Source organism: Exiguobacterium sp. SH5S13 (assembly GCF_004337085.1).
Taxonomy (GTDB): Bacteria; Bacillota; Bacilli; order Exiguobacteriales; family Exiguobacteriaceae; genus Exiguobacterium; species Exiguobacterium aurantiacum_A.
Map to the genome: position 1 here is coordinate 1 of NZ_SJUS01000002.1, position 19,489 is coordinate 19,489.

Consider the following 19,489-nt stretch of genomic DNA (forward strand, 5'->3'; position numbering starts at 1 on the left):
CTAGCTCTCATCTCATGTACGCTTCCGTGAATCATCCACTTGTCCACTCCTTGTGTCCTCCCCTGACGCTGTTTCTGAGAACAGTGTAGCGAAGAATTGATTGTTGTGGAAAGTGTTGCGTCGTAGTAGTCGCCAGTTGCCCTTTAAGTTTAGCAGTCACAACGGGTATCTTCACGGAAAGGTTTCCTTCCCTATGTCGACCACACTCCCGCAGAACAATCCGTTTGGAACGCGGCCTGTTGAGGCTATTGAGTGGGATGAGTGCGATCGGGCTGGAACGTATCTTGAACAACATCAGCGATAGTACGCTACTCCGAATGTTGAAACGATCGGAACATCATGTGAAGAGACCTGCCCCTCGCGTTATCGGTATCGATGACTGGGCCTGGAGAAAACGAAAAAAGTATGGGACGATCATCTGCGACCTTGAGACCAGACGCCCAATCGCCTTGCTTCCCTCTCGGGACGTCAACACTGTCTGTGCCTGGATCCGTTCACATCCAACTGTCCAGGTCGTGGCACGGGACGGATCGGTCGAGTTCCGGGAGGCCATCCGCTTGGCCGATGAGACGATTCAACAGGTGAGTGACCGATGGCACCTGTTTCATAATTTAGGAAAGAAAATTGAAGAGATCTTGAAACGGCGCCTTCCATCTAGCGAAAAGATTCTTCTCGAACCGGATGATCTAAGCGTCGAACGTGAGCTGACCGATGCCGAGAGAAGGAAGTGGACACTGGTTCAATCCGTACAACAAGATGCCAAGCAAGGTGTCCCGATCTCCGTGTTGGTCCGACGACACCAGATTGATCCGAAAACATGCCGAAGATATCTGAAGATGACTGAGCCACCAAAGATTAATCGGTCTCACCAAAAACACAGCGCAGACATCTACAAACGAGACATCGTCAGATGGATCCGTCAAGGCAGGACGACAGAATGGATGCATCGGACATTGAGCCGGAGAGGATATGCGCGTGGAATCAGTACGTTTCGACCCTATGTCGCAAAGTTGAAAAAAGCAGTCCCACACGAAATAAGCATCAATCGACGAATTATCCAGAAAGTCCTTTGGGAGGACGAGCCTTCCAACGAACCACTTCTCCTAAAGATACTGGACATCTACCCCTTCTTGAAGCAATTGAACGAGCTCGTCCGTTCATTCAAGGAACTCTTTGGGGAGACGACGTCTGAACAGGATATCTTAAAGTGGTGTGAACAAGCGGAACGGATGAACGAAACACCACTATCCTCTTTCGCAACCTATATACGAGGCGATGTCGACGCCATCCGGCTCGGGATGACGCTGCCCTGGTCAAATGGCATGGTCGAAGGACAGGTCAATCGACTGAAAACGATCAAACGTCAAATGTATGGTCGGGCGGGATTGGCGCTGTTGCGCATCAAAATATTGAATATCACTTGAAGCCTGATGTTCTACTGAGATATGAATCGATGTCTACATAACCGTAGAGATGGAGCGTTTCATCAAAAGTGAGGAAGAACCACAGCGTTGATTACATAAATACGAAGGCGAAATTAAGTAAATCTAATTTTTAATTCGTTTAGTAAGGAGATATCTTACTTTTCCTAAAAATTCAATCCATTTGTCATGGTGAATGACTTAGTTATGGCAATAAGCAAATTGTATAACTCCAGAAGATTTCTTTTATATTGGAACTACTCTCTTCACGTATATTATTATGAAAATTCCTTTATAAGCATAGCTATTAATTTTTTATTACTACTATAAAGTTTATATAAATATTAAATGTGTTTTAGATACTGCAATTGCATATTTACAAATAGGCTCCCGCATTTGCGAGAGCCTGTCGGGTTCATTATTTGACGAGTGTGATCGTCTTCGTCGTCACGTTGCCGGCGAGGTCGACCGCTTCGAACGTGAACGTATTCTCTCCTGACGTCACAGGAAGCGTGACTTTTTCAGTTCTTGAGAAAGCGCGCATCTCGTAAGGTGCTTTTAGTGCCTGGCTGAATTTCAAATCACCGTTCACGAGGAGCTTCACTTCATCAAAATTATCTTTGACAGTCACGTTGACGTTGACCGCAGTTTGTTTTTTCCCGATTTGTTTCGGTAGTTTCCCGATCTCGATGACGGCTGGTGTCGCATCGACAAAAATCGTCCGTTGGAAGTTGGCGACGTTTCCAGCCGCATCCTCAGCTACGAAGCGGAGTTTGTGCACGCCATCTATAAATGTCCGATTCGTACTGAAGTCATACCGTTTCGTTGTTTCATTCCATGTGAGCGGGACATCGATCCCATCGACTTGGAATGAGTTGATGTTTGATGCGTCTTGAATCGATCCTTTGATGGGGACGATTGACGTCGCGTAAGGTGACAAAGCGAGCGGCGCGTCCAAGAAGACGCCAGGTTTTTCTGAATCCGTCGAATAGGCGACTGTTTTGGTCGTGCTATTTCCGGCATGGTCGGTGACGCGGACGCTGACTTCATCGGTCTCACTAAGTGGCGACGTGAAGGCATGACTGGCCGACCCGTTTGCAAGTTTGGCGACAGACTTACCGTTCAAGAAGTATTCGACAGAATGGATACCAGAGAAGTCGTCGTTCGCTTTTACGGACAAACTGTCATCTTGCCACTTCGCCGAGAACGTCGGATCTGTATAGTCGACTTTAACCGGGAAGCGGAGCGTCTGTGCCTCTTTTTTCATGTAATCGATGCTCGCTTCGATCTCATAGAAGTACTTGCCGGCCGGGGCCGGGTTACCGTTCAATTGTCCGTCCCATTTGTAGTCGGCTGAGTAGTAGTAAGGTGTATTGCGTCCGCCATCGAAGTAGTTTTTACGCAACTCGTCATCTTGCCGGAGCGTGCGGACGACATCGCCTGACTCGTCGACGATGCGATATTTGACGTCTTTGGCGTTACGAAGGAGCGAGAAGACCGGTGTCGCCACATCTTTTACGTTGTCCCCGTCAGGAGAGAACGCGATTGTGTCGGACGTGAACGATTCATCTAGGTTCATGCCCAAATAATTCCCTGTCTGATCGACCATTCCAGCCGTCTGATAGAACGATCCTGATTCATAGATGGAAGCGTCAAAGATCGGTGCTTTGCCCCAGTCGCCTTCGAAACCGACGAACGGTACGACGAGTCCTGGATTGCCTTCTGCCCCGTTCACATCGGTCAAGCGCACGAAACCGTCGACGAAATAGCCGTTTTCAAATACGTCTTTGGCCGAGACGAGACCGTTCAGCGTCTTTGGATTGAGAACTTGCGCTTTCGAGACGTCGAGCGCGATTTTGAGTTCGACTGTTTGCTTCGCTTTCAGTTTGACCGTATTTGCTTTCTTCCCGTTGATCGTCACGCTGGCGTTTTGGAGTGGTTGGGCCTCCATCGCATTTTGAATCGTCCCGGCCGTCCGTTCGATGGCGAGGTCGGTCTGAAGTGAAGACGAAACATCGTATGACACGGCTTTGTCGGATAAGTTCTCGACAACAAGCGTGAACGTCGCCTTGCTTCGGTTGAGTTCTTTTAAGGCAACTTTTGCTTCTTTTGTTGTCTTTTCATAGGCGACGGCTGGCGTTGAGACGGCCGCGTGCAATTGCATCAAACCGGCTCCTCCCCGACGCGGCGTGTATGGGAGGTTCTGATTCAACTGTTGGTTGTATGGACCGATATCAGTCACGGCTTTCGATGTGTTGATCAACAAATTCTTCGCCATCGTTACCCGAGCCGTACCGCTTAAAGCGAACTCGCGGTCGACACGTTCGAGCACGAGCGCGGCGCCTCCTGCGACGTGTGGTGCAGCCATCGACGTTCCGCTCATCAATCCGTATTGATCGTCATTCAACGTCGAGAAGATTTGTCCGCCTGGCGCCGAGATTTCAGGTTTGAAATCGAGGTTTGGTGTCACACCCCACGAAGTGAAGTTAGACAGTGAACCGGCTGCACGGTTAGCGACGCTAATGCGGTCACCTGCGAATTTAATGTTCATTTGTTCACCGGCAACGAGTCGCTGTTGAAGCTCATTTCCGTCTTTAATGCTGAGTGATGCCATCGGGATTTGTGGGTTCGCTAGCGCCATACTGACGTAATCACCATGACCGACGGCACCGCGGACGATGACACCGGCAGCCCCGTTCGCTTCGGCTGTCTTTTGAATGTTCGAGTAGAAATAGGCGCCGTCACGCACCGCGAAGACAATCTTCCCTTTCACGTCTTTCCCGACGTATTGACCAGGCTGTCCGTCACCGACATGGACGAGTTCATAGTCCCCGTTCGTGAAAGCTGGGCCATCTTGTTTCTTCCATCCGATTTTATCTGTCTTGTCACCGGATTGAATCGAGAAAGCGTCCAATTGGATTTGGTCGTTCTCGAGTGAGGCGACTGAAGTCGAGGCCGAGCTCACGCTCGGAGCGCCGACGACGCCGGTATCCGGGTTGTTCGCATAAGGGAGATCGTATCCGTTTCCGAAGTACGCCGAGTTACCAGCTGAGATCGACATGAAGACACCGTTATCGACAGCACGCTGTACCGCTTGTTGCTCGGGTGAGTCGGCATCGACGAAACCGGCCGTCGATCCGAGACTCATATTGATGACGTCGGCGCCGAGTTTGATGGCATCGTCGATCGCTTTAATATAGATATCGCCGTACGTCGAGGCGTAGTTCGGGTCGTTGCTGAATACTTTGAGACCGAGTACTTGCGATTCTGGAGCGACACCTTTCAAACCGCCAGTCGCCTCATCCCCGTTGGCCGCGACCGTACCCGATACGTGCATCCCGTGCATCGAGGCGCCAGGGGAATCATCGCGAATATCATCGTTCTCGTCGTAATAGTTATAAGCATAAGGAACTTTCTCGTTTATGTAGGCTCCCGGCAAACCGAACTCACTGACTGCCGACTCGACCTCACCTTGCGTGAGCTCCGCTTTTGTATCGTCGGTTAAGCGGAAGTCGCGATGGTCTGCATCGACACCCGTATCGATGACGGCGACGATCGTTCCTTCGCCGGTATACCCATAGTCGCCCCATGTTTGTTGCGATTGGACCATGCCGTTACTCGTTACCATATCCGGTTTGACCTCGGGACGCTCGTATTCATTGACGACATGGACGTGAGCGACTTCAGGTAACGCTTCAACTTTCTGGACGTCTGTAGCCGAGAGCAACGTACTGAATCCGTTGAAGACGGTCGTGAACTCTTCAATCGTTTCTGCTTTCACACCTTTTTTTGAGATGGCGGCTTTCGCTTTTTTCTGTTCGGCTTTGACGAGCCCGTGAGCATTGTCTTTCTCGGCCTTCGTCAATTCATTAAATTTTTTCCCTTTCTTTTTTGCTTGTTCGATGGCAGGTGCACCGACAAGTTCGACGACGACACGCAATTTTTCTTGCTTGTCGGCAATCTCAGCGTTCGGCGTAACGGATCGTTTGGCAAGTACCGGATCTGTTCCGAGTCCGAGCAGCCCAGGTGTTAACGCCAGGCATGTCGCGAGGGAGACGTTTACATAAAATTTAAGTTTTGGCAATTTGAAAATCCTCCAATCATTTAATTGAAAAGTATATGTATTTGTGGAAAATGATAGCCTAATTCGAACTGATAATCCTTGGTTTTTTCGAAATAAAGGGTAATGAATTTGAACAAGTTTAAAAATTCTGACAATTACTTTCGGCCTATCTTTTACTAAAACAGCTAGGTCTAAATTCACGCGTTCAACTCAAGTTTCAAAATTGGGGCGTGATATGACCTCGAATAAAATGATTCGAACAATTCGCTTGAGATTTTTTTGGAAAATTGGTATGGTCTGAATAGATAAAACACATAAAACTTATCGACATAGTCGGAATAAAGCGATGGGGTGGAGCAATGGGATTACAGTTCATGGACATTTTTAAGGAATGGGCAACGCAATACGACACGACCGTGGCCGGACATGACGAGCAATATAAAGAAGTGTTCGCAGGTTATGAGGAGATGTTGAGCGATGTCGTGGATCATCTCGAAGGGAAGGTCATGGAGTTCGGAGTCGGGACCGGGAACTTAAGTATGAAGATTTTAGAACGTCACGAGCTGGTTGCGGTCGAACCGTCACCGGAGATGCGGGCTGTCGCCGCCGAAAAACTTGAGATTGATATTATCGACGGTGACTTTTTAAACTATCCGACGACAGAGCAGATAGATACGATCGTGTCGTCATACGCGTTTCACCATCTGACGGATGAAGAGAAACGGACAGCGATTCAAGGTTACGTCGAGCAGCTCGATTCACCGCGATTCGTCTTACTCGACACGATGTTCGCCTCACAAAAGGCGAAGCGAGACATTCTCGACTGGGCGAGCGTGAACGGTTACGACGATTTAATCGAAGACTTGAACCGTGAGTTTTATCCGTACACGCAAACGATCCAAGCAATGCTCGAAGCGAACGGCTATACGGTCTCGCTGACACAAAAAAATAAATTCGTCTGGCTCGTCGTGGCCACGAAACAATCTGGAGGAACTCAATCATGAAAAGTTATAAAGTCGAAAGTTTTAATTTGGACCATACAAAAGTACAAGCGCCTTACGTCCGTTTAGCGGGTGTGAAAAAAGGTACGGCCGATACGATCTATAAATACGACATTCGTTTCATCCAACCGAACGAGGGACTCATGCCGATGCGGGCCGTCCACTCGCTCGAACACTTGATCGCTGAAAATAGCCGCAGTCACTCGGAGCAAATCGTCGACGTCTCGCCGATGGGTTGCCAGACTGGTTTTTACTGGACGATGTTGAACGATGGAGACTACGAAGCGATGCTCAGCCTCGTCGAAGCGACGTTGCGTGATGCGGTCGCCGCGGAAGAGTTGCCGGCGCAAAACCCGATCCAATGCGGTAGCGCCAACCACCACGACTTTGAGGGCGCAAAAAAATTAGCGGCCGACATGCTCGCGAAACGTGACGAGTGGCACATCATCTTTAAGGACGAAGCGTAATATGCTCGTCAATAACGTCTATGAACTGATCGGGGACACACCGCTGCTCGAGTTACGGACGTTGCCTGTTCCGAAAGGCGTTAAAATATACGGCAAGCTCGAGATGATGAATCCAGGCGGGAGTGTGAAAGACCGGCTCGGGCTTCATTTGATCGAACAAGCGCTTGAACGCGGCCAACTCGAACGGGGTGGTACGGTCGTCGAGCCGACGGCAGGGAATACCGGCATCGGGCTCGCCCTCGCCTGTCAGCGGTACGGGGTGAACTTGATCACGGTCACGCCTGAAAAGTTTAGTCAAGAGAAGCAAGCGCTCATGTCATTGCTTGGCGCGACTGTCATTAACACGGAAACCGAGCTCGGGATGAAGGGTGCGATCGAGCGGGCCAAAGCGCTGGCGATTGAACATAACGCCTATTTACCTGAACAGTTCTCGAATCCGGATAACCCGGATACGTATGTCGATTCACTCGCCCGAGAGTTATTGCAAGATATACCGAACATCGACGTCTTCATCGCCGGCGCGGGCTCGGGTGGCACGTTCACTGGGGTCGCCGCGGTTTTGAAAAACTACGGCACCCGCAACGTTGTAGTTGAGCCCGAAGGATCAATCTTAAACGGTGGGCAACCAGGGCCCCATAAAACAGAAGGAATCGGTGTCGAGAAGTGGCCTGTGTTTTTAGATCGCGAACTCGTCGATGGGATTTATACGATTTCTGATGATGACGCGTTTTATTACGTCGCCCATTTGGCGAAGCAAGAAGGACTGCTCGTCGGAAGTTCGTCCGGCGCGGCCATCGCCGCCTGTGTGCAAGAAGCAAACCGGATGACCGAAGGTGTGATCGTCACGATTTTACCGGACAGTGTCGAACGATATTTAAGTCAAGGAATAGTCAAGGAGGCAGAACATGCGTACAAAAACAGCGCTTATTCACGGCGGTAAGACGACGGACCCGTTGACGGGTGCCGTGACACCAGCCATCTATCAAACGAGTACTTATAAACAAGACGGAATCGGCAATTTGCGGGACGGGTATGAATATTCGCGGACGGCTAACCCGACGCGGACGGCGCTTGAGACGCTGATCGCCGACATCGAAGGCGGGGCGCGTGGTTTTGCGTTCGCTTCAGGGATGGCCGCCATCTCAACGATTCTCATGTTAATGAAATCAGGGGACCACGTCATCGTCGGTTCTGACGTATATGGGGGAACGTACCGTGTATTCAATCGAGTATTTCAATCACTTGGCTTGGAAGCATCTTTTGTCGATACGTCTGACGCGGCGGCAGTCCGCGAAGCCGTCCAACCGAACACGAAAATGATTTATGTCGAGACGCCGACGAATCCGCTCTTGAACGTCACGGACATGCGGAGTGTGCGTGACATTGCGACCGAGGCCGACGTCTTGTTCGTCGTCGACAATACGTTCATGACACCGTATTTCCAAAATCCGATTGAGTTCGGTGCGGACTACGTCTTGCACAGTGCCACGAAATATTTAGGTGGACATAGTGACGTCGTCGCCGGACTCGTCGTCGCCCGGACAGAAGATTTAGGGGAACGTTTGGCGTTCCTACAAAACTCGGTCGGAGCCGTGCTCGGACCGCAAGACAGCTTCCTCGTCGTGCGCGGCATCAAGACGCTCGCGGTCCGGATGGAAGAGATCGAGACGAACGCGCTCGCACTCGTCGAGTTCTTGACGTCTCACGAGGCGATCAGCCGGGTGTTGCACCCGAGCATTGCCGGCGAGACGGCGAAACAAGTCCATCTGTCACAAGCCCGAGGCTTTGGCGGCATGATCGCTTTTGACGTCGGCTCGGCCGAAGCGGCAGAGACGGTCGTTGCGAAAACGAACTACTTCACGCTCGCTGAAAGTCTCGGTGCGGTCGAGAGCTTGATCAGCGTGCCGGCACGGATGACACATGCCTCGATTCCGGCCGAACGTCGGGCAGAACTCGGCATCACGGACGGGCTCGTCCGTATCTCTGTCGGACTTGAAGACGTGAACGATTTGATTGAAGACTTGGAGCAAGCACTTGCGGCCTTGACGACAATCACGAGCTGAATGAACGTGTGACACGAGGTGCGCTCTCAGAGCGCGCCTCTTTTGTCGTGGGAAGGGTGGAAGAAATCGCTTGAATGTCCGAAACGCATCGACTAAACTGACGATAATTGATTAGGAGAGCGGGTGAACGGATTGAATAAAGGAGTCATGCCCACAATCGGTGCGTACGTCATGTGGGGCATCCTGCCGATCTATTGGAAGTTTCTACAGGAAATACCGAGCAGTCAAATCCTCGCCCACCGTATCGTCTGGTCGTTTCTATTCATTTTACTCGTCTTGAAATGGACGAAACAGTGGACTGAATTCAATTATGCGCTCAGACATCGGGCGACGCGGAACGCCTTTATGTTGAACGGCTTTATCGTCAGTGCGAACTGGTTTGTCTACATATGGGCGGTCAATCACGGCTATATCATCGAGGCATCGCTCGGATATTACATCAATCCGCTCGTCAGCATGGTGTTAGGTGTCCTCGTTTTTCGGGAATCATTAAACCGAGTCCAATGGCTCGCGGTCGGTGTCGCGACGGTCGGGGTGCTCGTCTTGACGTTCGGTTATGGGTCGTTCCCGTGGATTGCTTTCATATTGGCGAGTACGTTCGGGTTTTACGGAATGGTCAAAAAACGGCGGCCGCTTGCGTCGACGGTCAGTCTAGGTATCGAGACGCTCGCGGTCGTTCCGGTCGCGGTCATCTTCCTCGCCTTCGAAACGTCGCGCGGCGGGCTCACGATGACGGGCGAACCGATTGTCTGGGCCGCGCTCTTAGGCACGGGCGTCATGACGGCGTTGCCGCTCCTGTTGTTCGGTTACGGGGCGCAACATATCCCGTTCACGCTCGTCGGTTTTTTACAGTTTATCGCCCCGACGCTCAGTCTGGCGATCGGTGTCATCTTGTACGACGAACCGTTCACGACGTATCATATTTTCGCGTTCACATGCATCTGGATCGCCATCTTTTTCTTCAGTTGGAACAGCTGGGTCCAAACGCGAAAACGCCGTCAACTTGCATGAAGTGAAAGCTGTTACATTTCTCAAAAACATGATAATATGTTAGATGTCAGACCTATATGTCAGAGGAGGAATTTATTATGGAATTAGCACGTTATATCGACCACACGGCCTTGAAGGCAGAAACAACGAAAGATCAAGTCACAAAACTATGTGCAGAGGCACTTGAGTACAAATTCGCGAGCGTTTGTGTCAACCCGACATGGGTCGCTTACGCTGCCGAGCAACTTAAATTAGATGAGGACGTCAAAGTTTGTACGGTCATCGGATTCCCGCTCGGTGCGAACACACCTGAAGTGAAAGCGTTCGAAACGAAAGATGCGATTGCCAACGGCGCAGACGAAGTCGACATGGTCATCAACATCAGCGCGATGAAAGACGGCGATTTCGACCTCGTCGAACGCGACATCCGTGCCGTCGTCGAAGCAGCAAACGGTACGCTCGTCAAAGTCATCTTTGAAACGTGCCTGCTTACTAAAGAAGAAATCAAAAAAGCGGCTGAACTGTCAGTCAAAGCGGGTGCGGACTTCGTGAAAACGTCGACTGGATTCTCAACTGGCGGCGCTACCGTCGAAGACATCCGACTCATGCGTGAGACGGTCGGACCGGATCTTGGCGTCAAAGCATCAGGTGGCGTCCGTGATTTCGCAGGCGCACAAGCGATGATCGATGCTGGTGCAACGCGCATTGGCGCTTCTGCCGGAATTGCCATCGTCACAGGCGGGCGTTCGGACAGCGATTATTAATTGAAGTAGTAGTTGACCACACGACTTAATTTCACTATAATGTGGTATGACGTGTGAAACACGTTTCCTTAGTCGTGTAATTCGGAGGGAGGGAAAACTAGTGGAAACTCGTGTCCGTAAAAACGAATCGCTTGAAGACGCTCTTCGTCGTTTCAAACGCGGTGTTGCGAAAGATGGCACTCTTGCCGAAGTTCGCAAACGTCGTCACTACGAAAAGCCAAGCGTAAAACGTAAATTGAAATCAGAAGCTGCTCGCAAGAACAAGAAATTCTGATTGAAGTTTCTTTTGTAGAGAGGGTGTTGGCTCATGAGTCTGCAAGAACGCTTGACGGACGACATGAAGCAAGCCATGCGCGCTAAACAGAAAGATCGTCTCACGACGATCCGGATGGTCAAAGCGTCGCTCCAGAACGAGGCCATCAAACTTGGTCGACAAGATCTTACTGAGGAAGAGGAGCTCACGGTGCTCAACCGAGAGATGAAACAGCGCAGAGACTCCCTCCGAGAATTCGAAAGCGCTGGTCGTGAAGACCTTGCTTCTAAAGTAGCTGATGAAATTGTCGTACTAGAGGTCTACATGCCTAAGCAACTCTCTGAAGACGAAGTCACAGCAATCGTCAAGGCAGCAATTGCCGAGACGAACGCTGCGGGTCCGTCCGATATGGGTAAGGTGATGGGCGTCGTCATGCCACAAGTTAAAGGCAAGGCTGACGGTGGTCTTGTGAACCGAATTGTCAAACAACAATTGACGAATTAATGATAAAAGGCAGGGAACTTTGGAGAAATCCAAAAGTTTCTGCCTTTTTTTGCGTATTATGAAACCACATTCAATCTTGTTTCGTATACACTAGAGATAAGAGGTAGCTTTGGATTTGGAAGGGGGTAGCAATACGATGACATTTGGTCTCGGAGTGATTCTGACGGTGTTTTTCGTCGGGATTGTCCTTCTTGGAATTGAAGTGTTCGTTGCCGGTTTTGGATTGTTCGGGGTCCTCGGGATAGGCGCCGTCGTGGCGAGTTTGATTATGGCAGGTGCCACGATCGGGCAGCTTTGGCTGTCACTTGGTTTAGCGACGGCGCTTGTTGCGGGACTCGGGTTTTGGGCGTACCGTCGACTGCAGTCGAATCGCTCGCTCATGTATAAAGGCTTGATTTTGACCGATTCGACGTCGACTGATAAGGGGTATTTGTCTCATGACGACCGGAAACGGTTGCTTGGGAAAGTCGGTGTCACATTGACGCCGCTTCGTCCAGCAGGTACTGCTGAGATTGAAGGCGAACGAATCGACGTCGTGGCAGAAGGTAGCTATCTCGATGAACAAACAAAAATTGAGGTGTATAAAGTCGACTCAGGACGCGTTGTCGTCCGACGCTTTGTAGAACCGAAGGAGGGTGTAACAGAATGACACCAGAACTATTAAGCACGTTACTCATCACAGGTGGGGGATTGATCGCGCTCGCCGTGTTCTTCACGTTTGTACCGGTCGGGCTGTGGATCAGCTCGTTTGCTTCAGGCGTCCACGTCTCCATCTTCACATTGATCGGGATGCGACTTCGTCGCGTCGTCCCGTCTAAAATCATCAACCCGCTCATCAAAGCCGTCAAAGCAGGCATCGGTTTGAACACGAACCAGCTCGAGAGTCACTTTTTAGCCGGTGGTAACGTCGACCGTGTCGTCAACGCTTTGATCGCGGCGCACCGTGCCGATATCGAGTTATCGTTCGAACGTGCCGCCGCCATCGACCTTGCTGGTCGGAACGTGTTAGAAGCCGTTCAGATGTCGGTTAACCCGAAAGTCATCGAGACACCGTTCATCGCCGGTGTGGCGATGGATGGGATCGAAGTGAAAGCGAAAGCGCGGATCACGGTTCGTGCCAACATCGACCGCCTCGTCGGGGGTGCCGGTGAAGAAACGATCATCGCCCGTGTCGGTGAAGGGGTCGTCTCGACGATCGGTTCGCAACATAACCATAAACACGTGCTTGAGAACCCGGACATGATTTCACGTACCGTATTGACGAAAGGTCTCGATTCAGGGACGGCGTTTGAAATCTTGTCGATCGATATCGCCGACATTGATATCGGTAAAAACATCGGCGCGGTGCTCCAAACCGACCAAGCCGAGGCAGATAAGAAAATTGCGCAGGCGAAAGCCGAGGAACGTCGCGCGATGGCGATCGCCCGCGAGCAAGAGATGAAGTCGTCGGTCGAAGAAATGCGCGCCAAAGTTGTCGCGGCCGAGGCGGAAGTACCGCTCGCGATGGCAGATGCGCTTCGTAACGGCAAACTTGGGGTCATGGATTACGTCAACTACTTGAACGTCCAAGCGGATACGCAAATGCGTAATGCGATCGGGCACCCAGTCGAATCTGATAGAGAGTAATCGATATGGATGGATTATGGATCTTACTATTAGTCGCCTTCGGGGTCGCTTCCGCGGTCATGAAGCGACTTGAGAAGTCGTCATCTACAGGAGAAAAGCCACCGAGCACGGATCTGAAACGGTATTTGGATACGGTCGGCGACATGGTGAAAGAAGTCGATGGACAACTCAACGATCCGCGAGACGAACGACAGAACAAAGTACCGCAAAAAGTTCGTCGTCGTGTCGCGATTCCGGTCGAAAATTCAGACCGGCACGAGTTTGATCCGAATCGGCACGCACCAAAGTCGCGTGAGTCGCTCCCGAAAGTGAGCGCTGCGTTCGAACAGGCAGTCAAAATCCCTCCGATAACGGAAGCGACCGATTCACGACAGACAGCGCAACCGCGCATTTCGATGAAGCAAGCGCGTCAAGCCATCGTCTGGAGTGAGATTCTTCAGCCGCCGGTCTCGAAACGCCGCCGTCGGTAATTTTTTTAGCAGTGACTCGATGTCACTGCTTTTTTTTGTGGCTCGAGCTAACGGTCTTTCTTTCACGAACGGCATGATAGTGCTAAAGTAAAGAAGGAACAATCTATAGATGAGGGGGAGAAACATCCATTGATTATGACAGATAAGATACCGTTCGTCATGGAACATGCGAGCGAAGCGCAGGCACTCCTCGGACCGAAAGATGAGGTGTTCCATGCGATCGAGGCCGAGCTTGCCGTCGCACTTACGCCTCGTGGCGAAGAGCTGATCATCCAAGCCGATAGCGCGGAGACGCTCGAATTGACGAAAAGTGTGATCAAGACGTTGCAACAACTCGTTAAACAAGGTGCACGGTTGAACGAGGGCGATGCGATCAGTGTCATCCAACATATTAAGATCGGCAAAGGGGAAGAACTGCTCGAACATTATGGCCGCGTCGTCTTCACGACGAACAAAGGGAAACCGATCCGGGCGAAGACGGTCGGACAGAGCCGTTACGTCCGGGCCATCGAGAAACGCGACCTCGTATTCGGGATCGGGCCGGCCGGGACCGGGAAGACGTATTTGGCGGTCGTCCTGGCTGCGCGGGCGCTGAAAGAAGGTCAAGTGAAACGGATCATTTTGACGCGTCCTGCCGTCGAGGCGGGTGAGAACCTCGGTTTCTTGCCGGGTGACTTAAAAGAGAAAGTCGACCCTTACTTACGACCGCTCTATGACGCCTTGTTTGACGTCTATGGTGTCGAACACACGAACCGTCTGCTCGAGCGAGGGACGATCGAAGTCGCCCCGCTCGCTTACATGCGCGGACGGACGCTTGAAGATGCGTTCGTCATTTTGGATGAGGCGCAGAATACGACGAAAGAACAGATGAAAATGTTTTTGACACGGCTCGGGTTCGGGTCGAAGATGGTCGTCACCGGTGATTTGACGCAAGTCGACTTACCGAGAGGGAAAGCGTCGGGGCTTCAAGAAGCGCTCCATCTCCTCGAAGGGGTCGACGGGATTCATTTCGAGCACTTTAGCGCCTCAGACGTCGTGCGGCATCCACTCGTCAAAAAAATCATCAACGCCTACAGTACAGATATTACATGACGAAAGGGGGGGCACTGATGCAGCAAGCACGTCATTGGACGGTCGCCACAATCTCCGTCCTCTTTTTTCTCATCCTTGGCGCGATCCTCTACTTTACGGTGCGCCCATCAATCATCAGCGTAGAGCCGCTTGGCATCGCCGCACAAGATATCCGCTCCCCGATCACGATCGAGGACAGGGTCGCCTCAGACCGTCTGAGACAAGACGCGACGAACGCCGTCGGGAGTCAGTTCTCATTACGCCGTGAATTCGCCGATCAACAGATTGCCAAAATCGAGCAATTGTTTGCGGCGTTCGAAGACACGGATGAGGACACTGAACTGTCTGATATCAAAAATCGATTGAACTCGACAGAAGTGAACGGGCTCCTTGCAGACGATGAGTTGAACTCACTCCTGGAGGCGACCGTGAACACGCGTCGTACCGTCGAAGACGTCGCCGTGACGGCGCTTCAAGAAGTCATGGCGAATCGGATCGAAACGAGTTCCGAGTCGATTGCCGAGGCGAGAGACCGGGCGTCGACGGTCATCGACCAATCACCGTTGTCGTTAGAATTCCGAGCGGTCGCGACGAGTTTAAGTGACCAACTGATCGTCCCGAACTATGTTTTCGATTCGGAAGCGACTCGTCAGAAAGAACAAGAAGCGATCGACGCCGTTGAACCGGTCATCATTCAAGAAGGACAGCTCCTCGTCAACCAAGGGGAAGTCGTGACCCGTGAAATCTATCGGAAGCTCGAATTGACCGGTGCGATTGACCCGAACCGTTCGTTCGCGCCTTTGTTCGGTGCCTATTTGCTCAGCGGACTCTTGACGGTCGGATTTTTATTCATGCTGATCCGTTCAAAAATTCAAGAACTTTTGCTCCGACCTAAAATTTTGATTACTGTCTATGGCCTACTATTGCTGCAACTAGGTATTTTCTTCGGCGTCGGTTATATCGGGATCGAGTTCACGACGTATGCGTACGTCATCGCCCCGACGGCGTTCGTCGTCTTATTGCTCCGTATCTTAGTCGATGAACGGGTCGCGTTGGCTTCGGCGCTCATCACGATGATCGCTGGTTCAATTGTTGCGAGCTTTGGCCAAAATACGAGCTTTATGACTGTCGTTTACTTTGCGACCGGGAGTTTCCTGGCTGTCTTTTTGGTCGAACCGAAGATTCAACGGAAACGCTTGTTCCTTTCAGGCGTCTTGCTCGGAATCATCAACATCATCATGGTGCTCGCGCTCCTGTTCTTGCGGAACACGCAAGTGACGTGGGAGATGGTCGCCTATTTATCCGGTTTCGCGATCACGAGCGCCTTGTTGTCGATCGTTCTCACGTTCGGCTTCCTGCCGTTTCTAGAGCCTTGGTTCGGCGTGTTGTCGTCCGGACGCTTAGTCGAATTGATGAGCCCGACGCACCCGCTGCTGCGAAAACTGTTGATGGAGGCTCCGGGTACGTATCACCATAGCATGATGGTCGCCAATCTCGCCGAGTCGGCGTGTGAGGCGATCGGGGCCGACGGTCTGCTCGCCCGGGTCGCGAGCTATTATCACGACCTCGGCAAGACGGAACGGCCGCTCCACTTTATCGAGAATCAACAAAACGGCGTGAACCCGCACGACCGGCTCACACCGGAAGAGTCGGCCGACATCATTATGGCGCATCCTTACGACGGCTCTGATTTGTTGCGGCGCTATAAACTGCCGAAAGAGATTATCGACATCGCCGAGCAACATCACGGGACGTCGCTGCTCAAGTTCTTTTATGTGAAAGCGAAAGAGTCACGAGACGTGTCGGAGTCACGTTTCCGTTACCCGGGACCGAAACCGCAGTCGCGTGAGGCGGCGGTCGTCATGATCGTTGATTCGATCGAAGCAGCGGTCAGGTCGCAAAAACAGCCGACACCGGAGCGGATACGCCAGCTCGTCAGCTCGATCATTCGCGACAAGCTCCAAGACGGTCAGTTCGAAGAGTGTGACTTGACGACGAAGGAAGTGTGGCGTGTCGGCGAGAGTGCGTGCGAGACGTTGACCGGCTTGTTCCATGAACGGATCGAATACCCAGAACTAAAGAAAGAAGGCGAATTACATGCAAATCATCTCGAACGATGAACAAGGGCTGTTGACCGAGTCTCAGCTCGAGTTAGTCGAATCGATTTTAGTTCACGCGGCCTCGGCGGAACAAGTCGAAGAACCGAGTGAACTGTCAGTCACGTTTTTAACGAATGACGAGATTCAAGTCATCAACCAGGAATGGCGCGGCAAAGACGCGCCGACGGACGTCATCAGTTTTGCGTTTGACGAGATGGGAGAAGAAGAGATGGACTTCATGCTCGATGAGGATGAACCTCGTCTATTGGGCGACATCGTCATCTCGGTGGAGCGGTGCCGCGAGCAAGCGGCGGACTACGGTCATTCGTTTGAACGCGAACTCGGCTTCTTGGCGATCCATGGCTTTCTCCATTTGCTCGGCTACGACCATATGACGCCAGAAGAAGAAGCCGAGATGACGGCGCGTCAGGAGCAAGTGCTCGCTCACTTTGAGTTGAAGCGAGGCGAGGTGTGAATCCGTTCTGGTTTGCGGTGCACGGGATCGTGCACGCAGTGCGAACCGAACGGAACATGCTGATTCACCTCATTGCAAGCTTGCTCGTCGGATTGTTCTGTTGGTGGCTCCCGACGACAACGCTTGAAAACCTCATCTTGTTCGGTTGGGTCGTGCTTGTCATCGCTCTCGAATTGATGAACACGGCCGTCGAACGGACGGTCGATCTCGTGACGAAAGACATCGAGCCGCTCGCCAAACAAGCGAAAGACGTCGCGGCGGGCTCGGTCCTCGTCGCTTCGGGCGGAGCAGCCGTAACAGCGCTCGTCATTTTCGGACCGTATTTATTCGCTTTATAATCAATGTATTGGAAATTTAGAAAGCAGGTGCACTATGTATCAAGAAGGTTTTAAATCAGGTTTTGTTTCAATTATCGGACGTCCGAACGTCGGGAAATCGACGTTCTTGAACCGGGTCATCGGTCAAAAGATCGCCATCATGTCAGACAAACCCCAGACGACACGTAACAAGGTCCAAGGTGTCTATACGACAGACGACACGCAAATCATCTTCATCGACACGCCAGGGATCCATAAACCGAAGCACCGTCTCGGCGACTTCATGATGAAAGTGGCGACGAACGCGTTGCGCGAAGTCGACGCGATTTTGTTCATGGTCAACGTAACAGAGCCGCGTGGTGCCGGTGACGAGTTCATCATCGAGAAGTTGAAAGGACTCGACACACCGATCATCCTTGTGATGAACAAAATCGATTTGATTCATCCGGACGAGATCCCTGCTGTCATCGAACAGTATACGAATCAACTTGATTTCGCGGCGTACGTTCCGATTTCAGCCTTGCAAGGCAATAACGTCGAACCGCTCATCGGTGAGATCAAGAAGCTGCTACCAGAAGGGCCGATGTACTATCCGGCTGATCAAGTGACGGATCACCCGGAGCGCTTCATCATCTCGGAACTGATTCGCGAGAAAGTGCTTCATAACACGCGCGATGAGATTCCGCATTCGATCGCGGTCAACATCGAATCGATCAAGAAACGAGACAACTCGGACATGGTCGACGTCGAAGCCGTCATCATGGTCGAGCGTGACTCGCAAAAAGGAATCGTCATCGGCAAGAAAGGTGCGATGCTCCGTCAGGTCGGGACGGAAGCGCGTCATGACATCGAGCTCTTGCTCGGTACGAAAGTGTATTTAAACTTATGGGTGAAAGTCCAAAAAGATTGGCGCAATAAGATGGGCCAACTCCGTGACCTCGGGTTCCGCGACGACGAGTATTGAGCCATGTTACAAAAAGTCACGGGCATCGTCATTCGGACCGTCAATTACGGTGAATCCAACAAAGTCGTGACCCTCTTCACAGAAGAGCTCGGGAAAGTCGCCGTCATGGCACGCGGTGCGAAAAAGCCGGGGAGCCGGCTGCACGCAGCGAGCCAACCGTTCGTCGAAGCCGTCTATATCTTCCCGGCGAGCCGCGGTCTCGGTCAACTCAAGTCGTCTGACGTGATTACGTCATACCCGGAAATCCGTAAAGATGTCGAGCGGATGGCGTATGCCGTGTACTTGCTCGAACTCGTCGATAAAACTGTCGAAGATCGAGTCCCGAATCGGCCGTTATACCGAATTTTGAATGACGCGCTCCAAGCGCTGAACGCCGGAATGGACCCTGAGATCATCACCCATCATTTCGAACTCAGAATTATGTATCTGCTCGGCGTCGCCCCGGTCTTGACCGGTTGTGTGCGGTGCAATGATGTGACCGACCCGATGTTCTTTTCCGTGACGTCGGGCGGGTTTCTCTGTTCGCGCCACCAAGAGGCAGGGTCGATTCAGATGAGTGAGCGGCTGGCAAAGTTACTTTACTTGTTGAGCCGGCATGAGTTGTCAGAGTTTAGTAACGTCCCGTTGACGAAGGAGACACGTCTCCTGTTACGGCAACTGTTTGACGCCTATATGGACTCTTACAGCGGACTGAACCTCAAGACGAAACGGGTCCTCGATCAGATGCAGCGACTTTACTTGAACGATGATTGACAATTCATGCAAGGTTCGATACCATAATCTACGATTAGACAAATGAAATAGCGTGCGCTGTGAAGGAAAATGAGTAGTTCTTAAATCATGGGTAAAGCGAGTTCGGGAAGGTGAGAGCCGAACGCCATGAAGAGAGCGAATGGCGATTCCGGAGCGCCCCAATCCAAAGAGTGGCCTCGATACCGAGG

Annotated in this window: 19 protein-coding genes; 18 read left to right on the forward strand and 1 reads right to left on the reverse strand. The window is 51.6% G+C overall.

Annotation, left to right across the window (positions count from 1 at the left end):
* The first annotated feature begins 95 nt into the window (after positions 1-95).
* Positions 96-1,424 carry an ISL3 family transposase gene (locus EVJ30_RS01415; RefSeq protein WP_131467813.1) on the forward strand — a complete coding sequence of 443 codons (1,329 nt, stop codon included), beginning with the start codon at positions 96-98 and terminating at the stop codon, positions 1,422-1,424.
* A 415-nt stretch (positions 1,425-1,839) separates the two neighbouring features.
* Here the strand turns inward: EVJ30_RS01415 and EVJ30_RS01420 are convergent, their stop codons facing one another.
* Positions 1,840-5,505: a S8 family serine peptidase gene (locus tag EVJ30_RS01420; RefSeq protein WP_131467815.1), complete on the reverse strand. Its 3,666-nt coding sequence runs from the start codon at positions 5,503-5,505 to the stop codon at positions 1,840-1,842.
* Positions 5,506-5,843: 338 nt separating this feature from the next.
* Here EVJ30_RS01420 and EVJ30_RS01425 point away from each other — a divergent pair, with 338 nt between their 5' ends.
* The 17 genes from EVJ30_RS01425 to recO all read left to right on the forward strand — a co-directional run bounded on the left by EVJ30_RS01425 (position 5,844) and on the right by recO (position 19,301).
* Positions 5,844-6,488, forward strand: a complete 645-nt coding sequence (locus EVJ30_RS01425; RefSeq protein WP_131457988.1) for a class I SAM-dependent methyltransferase — start codon at positions 5,844-5,846, stop codon at positions 6,486-6,488.
* Entirely contained in the window at positions 6,485-6,952 is a 468-nt protein-coding gene (locus tag EVJ30_RS01430; protein WP_016508081.1) for an S-ribosylhomocysteine lyase, read from the forward strand. Before EVJ30_RS01425 ends, EVJ30_RS01430 begins: the two co-directional genes overlap by 4 nt.
* A 1-nt stretch (position 6,953) precedes the next feature.
* Complete coding sequence (locus tag EVJ30_RS01435) at positions 6,954-7,892, forward strand: PLP-dependent cysteine synthase family protein (RefSeq protein ID WP_131467817.1); 939 nt, start codon at positions 6,954-6,956, stop codon at positions 7,890-7,892.
* The gene (locus EVJ30_RS01440; RefSeq protein ID WP_131467819.1) at positions 7,858-9,015 is read left to right on the forward strand and encodes a bifunctional cystathionine gamma-lyase/homocysteine desulfhydrase; all 1,158 of its coding nucleotides are present in this window, start codon (positions 7,858-7,860) and stop codon (positions 9,013-9,015) included. Before EVJ30_RS01435 ends, EVJ30_RS01440 begins: the two co-directional genes overlap by 35 nt.
* Positions 9,016-9,162: 147 nt before the next feature.
* On the forward strand, positions 9,163-10,026 hold the full coding sequence (gene rarD / locus EVJ30_RS01445; protein WP_070327895.1) for an EamA family transporter RarD: 864 nt from the start codon (positions 9,163-9,165) through the stop codon (positions 10,024-10,026).
* A 77-nt stretch (positions 10,027-10,103) separates the two neighbouring features.
* The gene (gene deoC / locus EVJ30_RS01450) at positions 10,104-10,769 is read left to right on the forward strand and encodes a deoxyribose-phosphate aldolase (RefSeq protein WP_070326989.1); all 666 of its coding nucleotides are present in this window, start codon (positions 10,104-10,106) and stop codon (positions 10,767-10,769) included.
* 79 nt (positions 10,770-10,848) lie between these two features.
* On the forward strand, positions 10,849-11,043 hold the full coding sequence (gene rpsU, locus EVJ30_RS01455) for a 30S ribosomal protein S21 (RefSeq protein WP_286203271.1): 195 nt from the start codon (positions 10,849-10,851) through the stop codon (positions 11,041-11,043).
* 33 nt (positions 11,044-11,076) lie between these two features.
* Positions 11,077-11,526, forward strand: a complete 450-nt coding sequence (locus tag EVJ30_RS01460; RefSeq protein WP_070326991.1) for a GatB/YqeY domain-containing protein — start codon at positions 11,077-11,079, stop codon at positions 11,524-11,526.
* A gap of 136 nt (positions 11,527-11,662) precedes the next feature.
* Positions 11,663-12,175, forward strand: a complete 513-nt coding sequence (locus tag EVJ30_RS01465; protein WP_131467821.1) for an NfeD family protein — start codon at positions 11,663-11,665, stop codon at positions 12,173-12,175.
* Entirely contained in the window at positions 12,172-13,152 is a 981-nt protein-coding gene (floA, locus tag EVJ30_RS01470; RefSeq protein ID WP_016508066.1) for a flotillin-like protein FloA, read from the forward strand. Before EVJ30_RS01465 ends, floA begins: the two co-directional genes overlap by 4 nt.
* A gap of 5 nt (positions 13,153-13,157) precedes the next feature.
* Positions 13,158-13,622: a hypothetical protein gene (locus EVJ30_RS01475; protein ID WP_131467823.1), complete on the forward strand. Its 465-nt coding sequence runs from the start codon at positions 13,158-13,160 to the stop codon at positions 13,620-13,622.
* A 135-nt stretch (positions 13,623-13,757) separates the two neighbouring features.
* Entirely contained in the window at positions 13,758-14,714 is a 957-nt protein-coding gene (locus tag EVJ30_RS01480; protein WP_070327896.1) for a PhoH family protein, read from the forward strand.
* 17 nt (positions 14,715-14,731) lie between these two features.
* Positions 14,732-16,813, forward strand: coding sequence for an HD family phosphohydrolase (locus EVJ30_RS01485; protein ID WP_236633362.1), 2,082 nt, complete (start codon positions 14,732-14,734; stop codon positions 16,811-16,813).
* Positions 16,791-17,267, forward strand: coding sequence for an rRNA maturation RNase YbeY (gene ybeY, locus EVJ30_RS01490; protein ID WP_131457992.1), 477 nt, complete (start codon positions 16,791-16,793; stop codon positions 17,265-17,267). Before EVJ30_RS01485 ends, ybeY begins: the two co-directional genes overlap by 23 nt.
* A 17-nt stretch (positions 17,268-17,284) precedes the next feature.
* Entirely contained in the window at positions 17,285-17,605 is a 321-nt protein-coding gene (locus EVJ30_RS01495) for a diacylglycerol kinase family protein (RefSeq protein WP_255417716.1), read from the forward strand.
* A gap of 34 nt (positions 17,606-17,639) precedes the next feature.
* Positions 17,640-18,548: a GTPase Era gene (gene era / locus EVJ30_RS01500; RefSeq protein ID WP_070326997.1), complete on the forward strand. Its 909-nt coding sequence runs from the start codon at positions 17,640-17,642 to the stop codon at positions 18,546-18,548.
* 3 nt (positions 18,549-18,551) lie between these two features.
* Positions 18,552-19,301: a DNA repair protein RecO gene (recO, locus tag EVJ30_RS01505; RefSeq protein WP_131457993.1), complete on the forward strand. Its 750-nt coding sequence runs from the start codon at positions 18,552-18,554 to the stop codon at positions 19,299-19,301.
* The last annotated feature ends 188 nt before the right edge of the window (positions 19,302-19,489 follow it).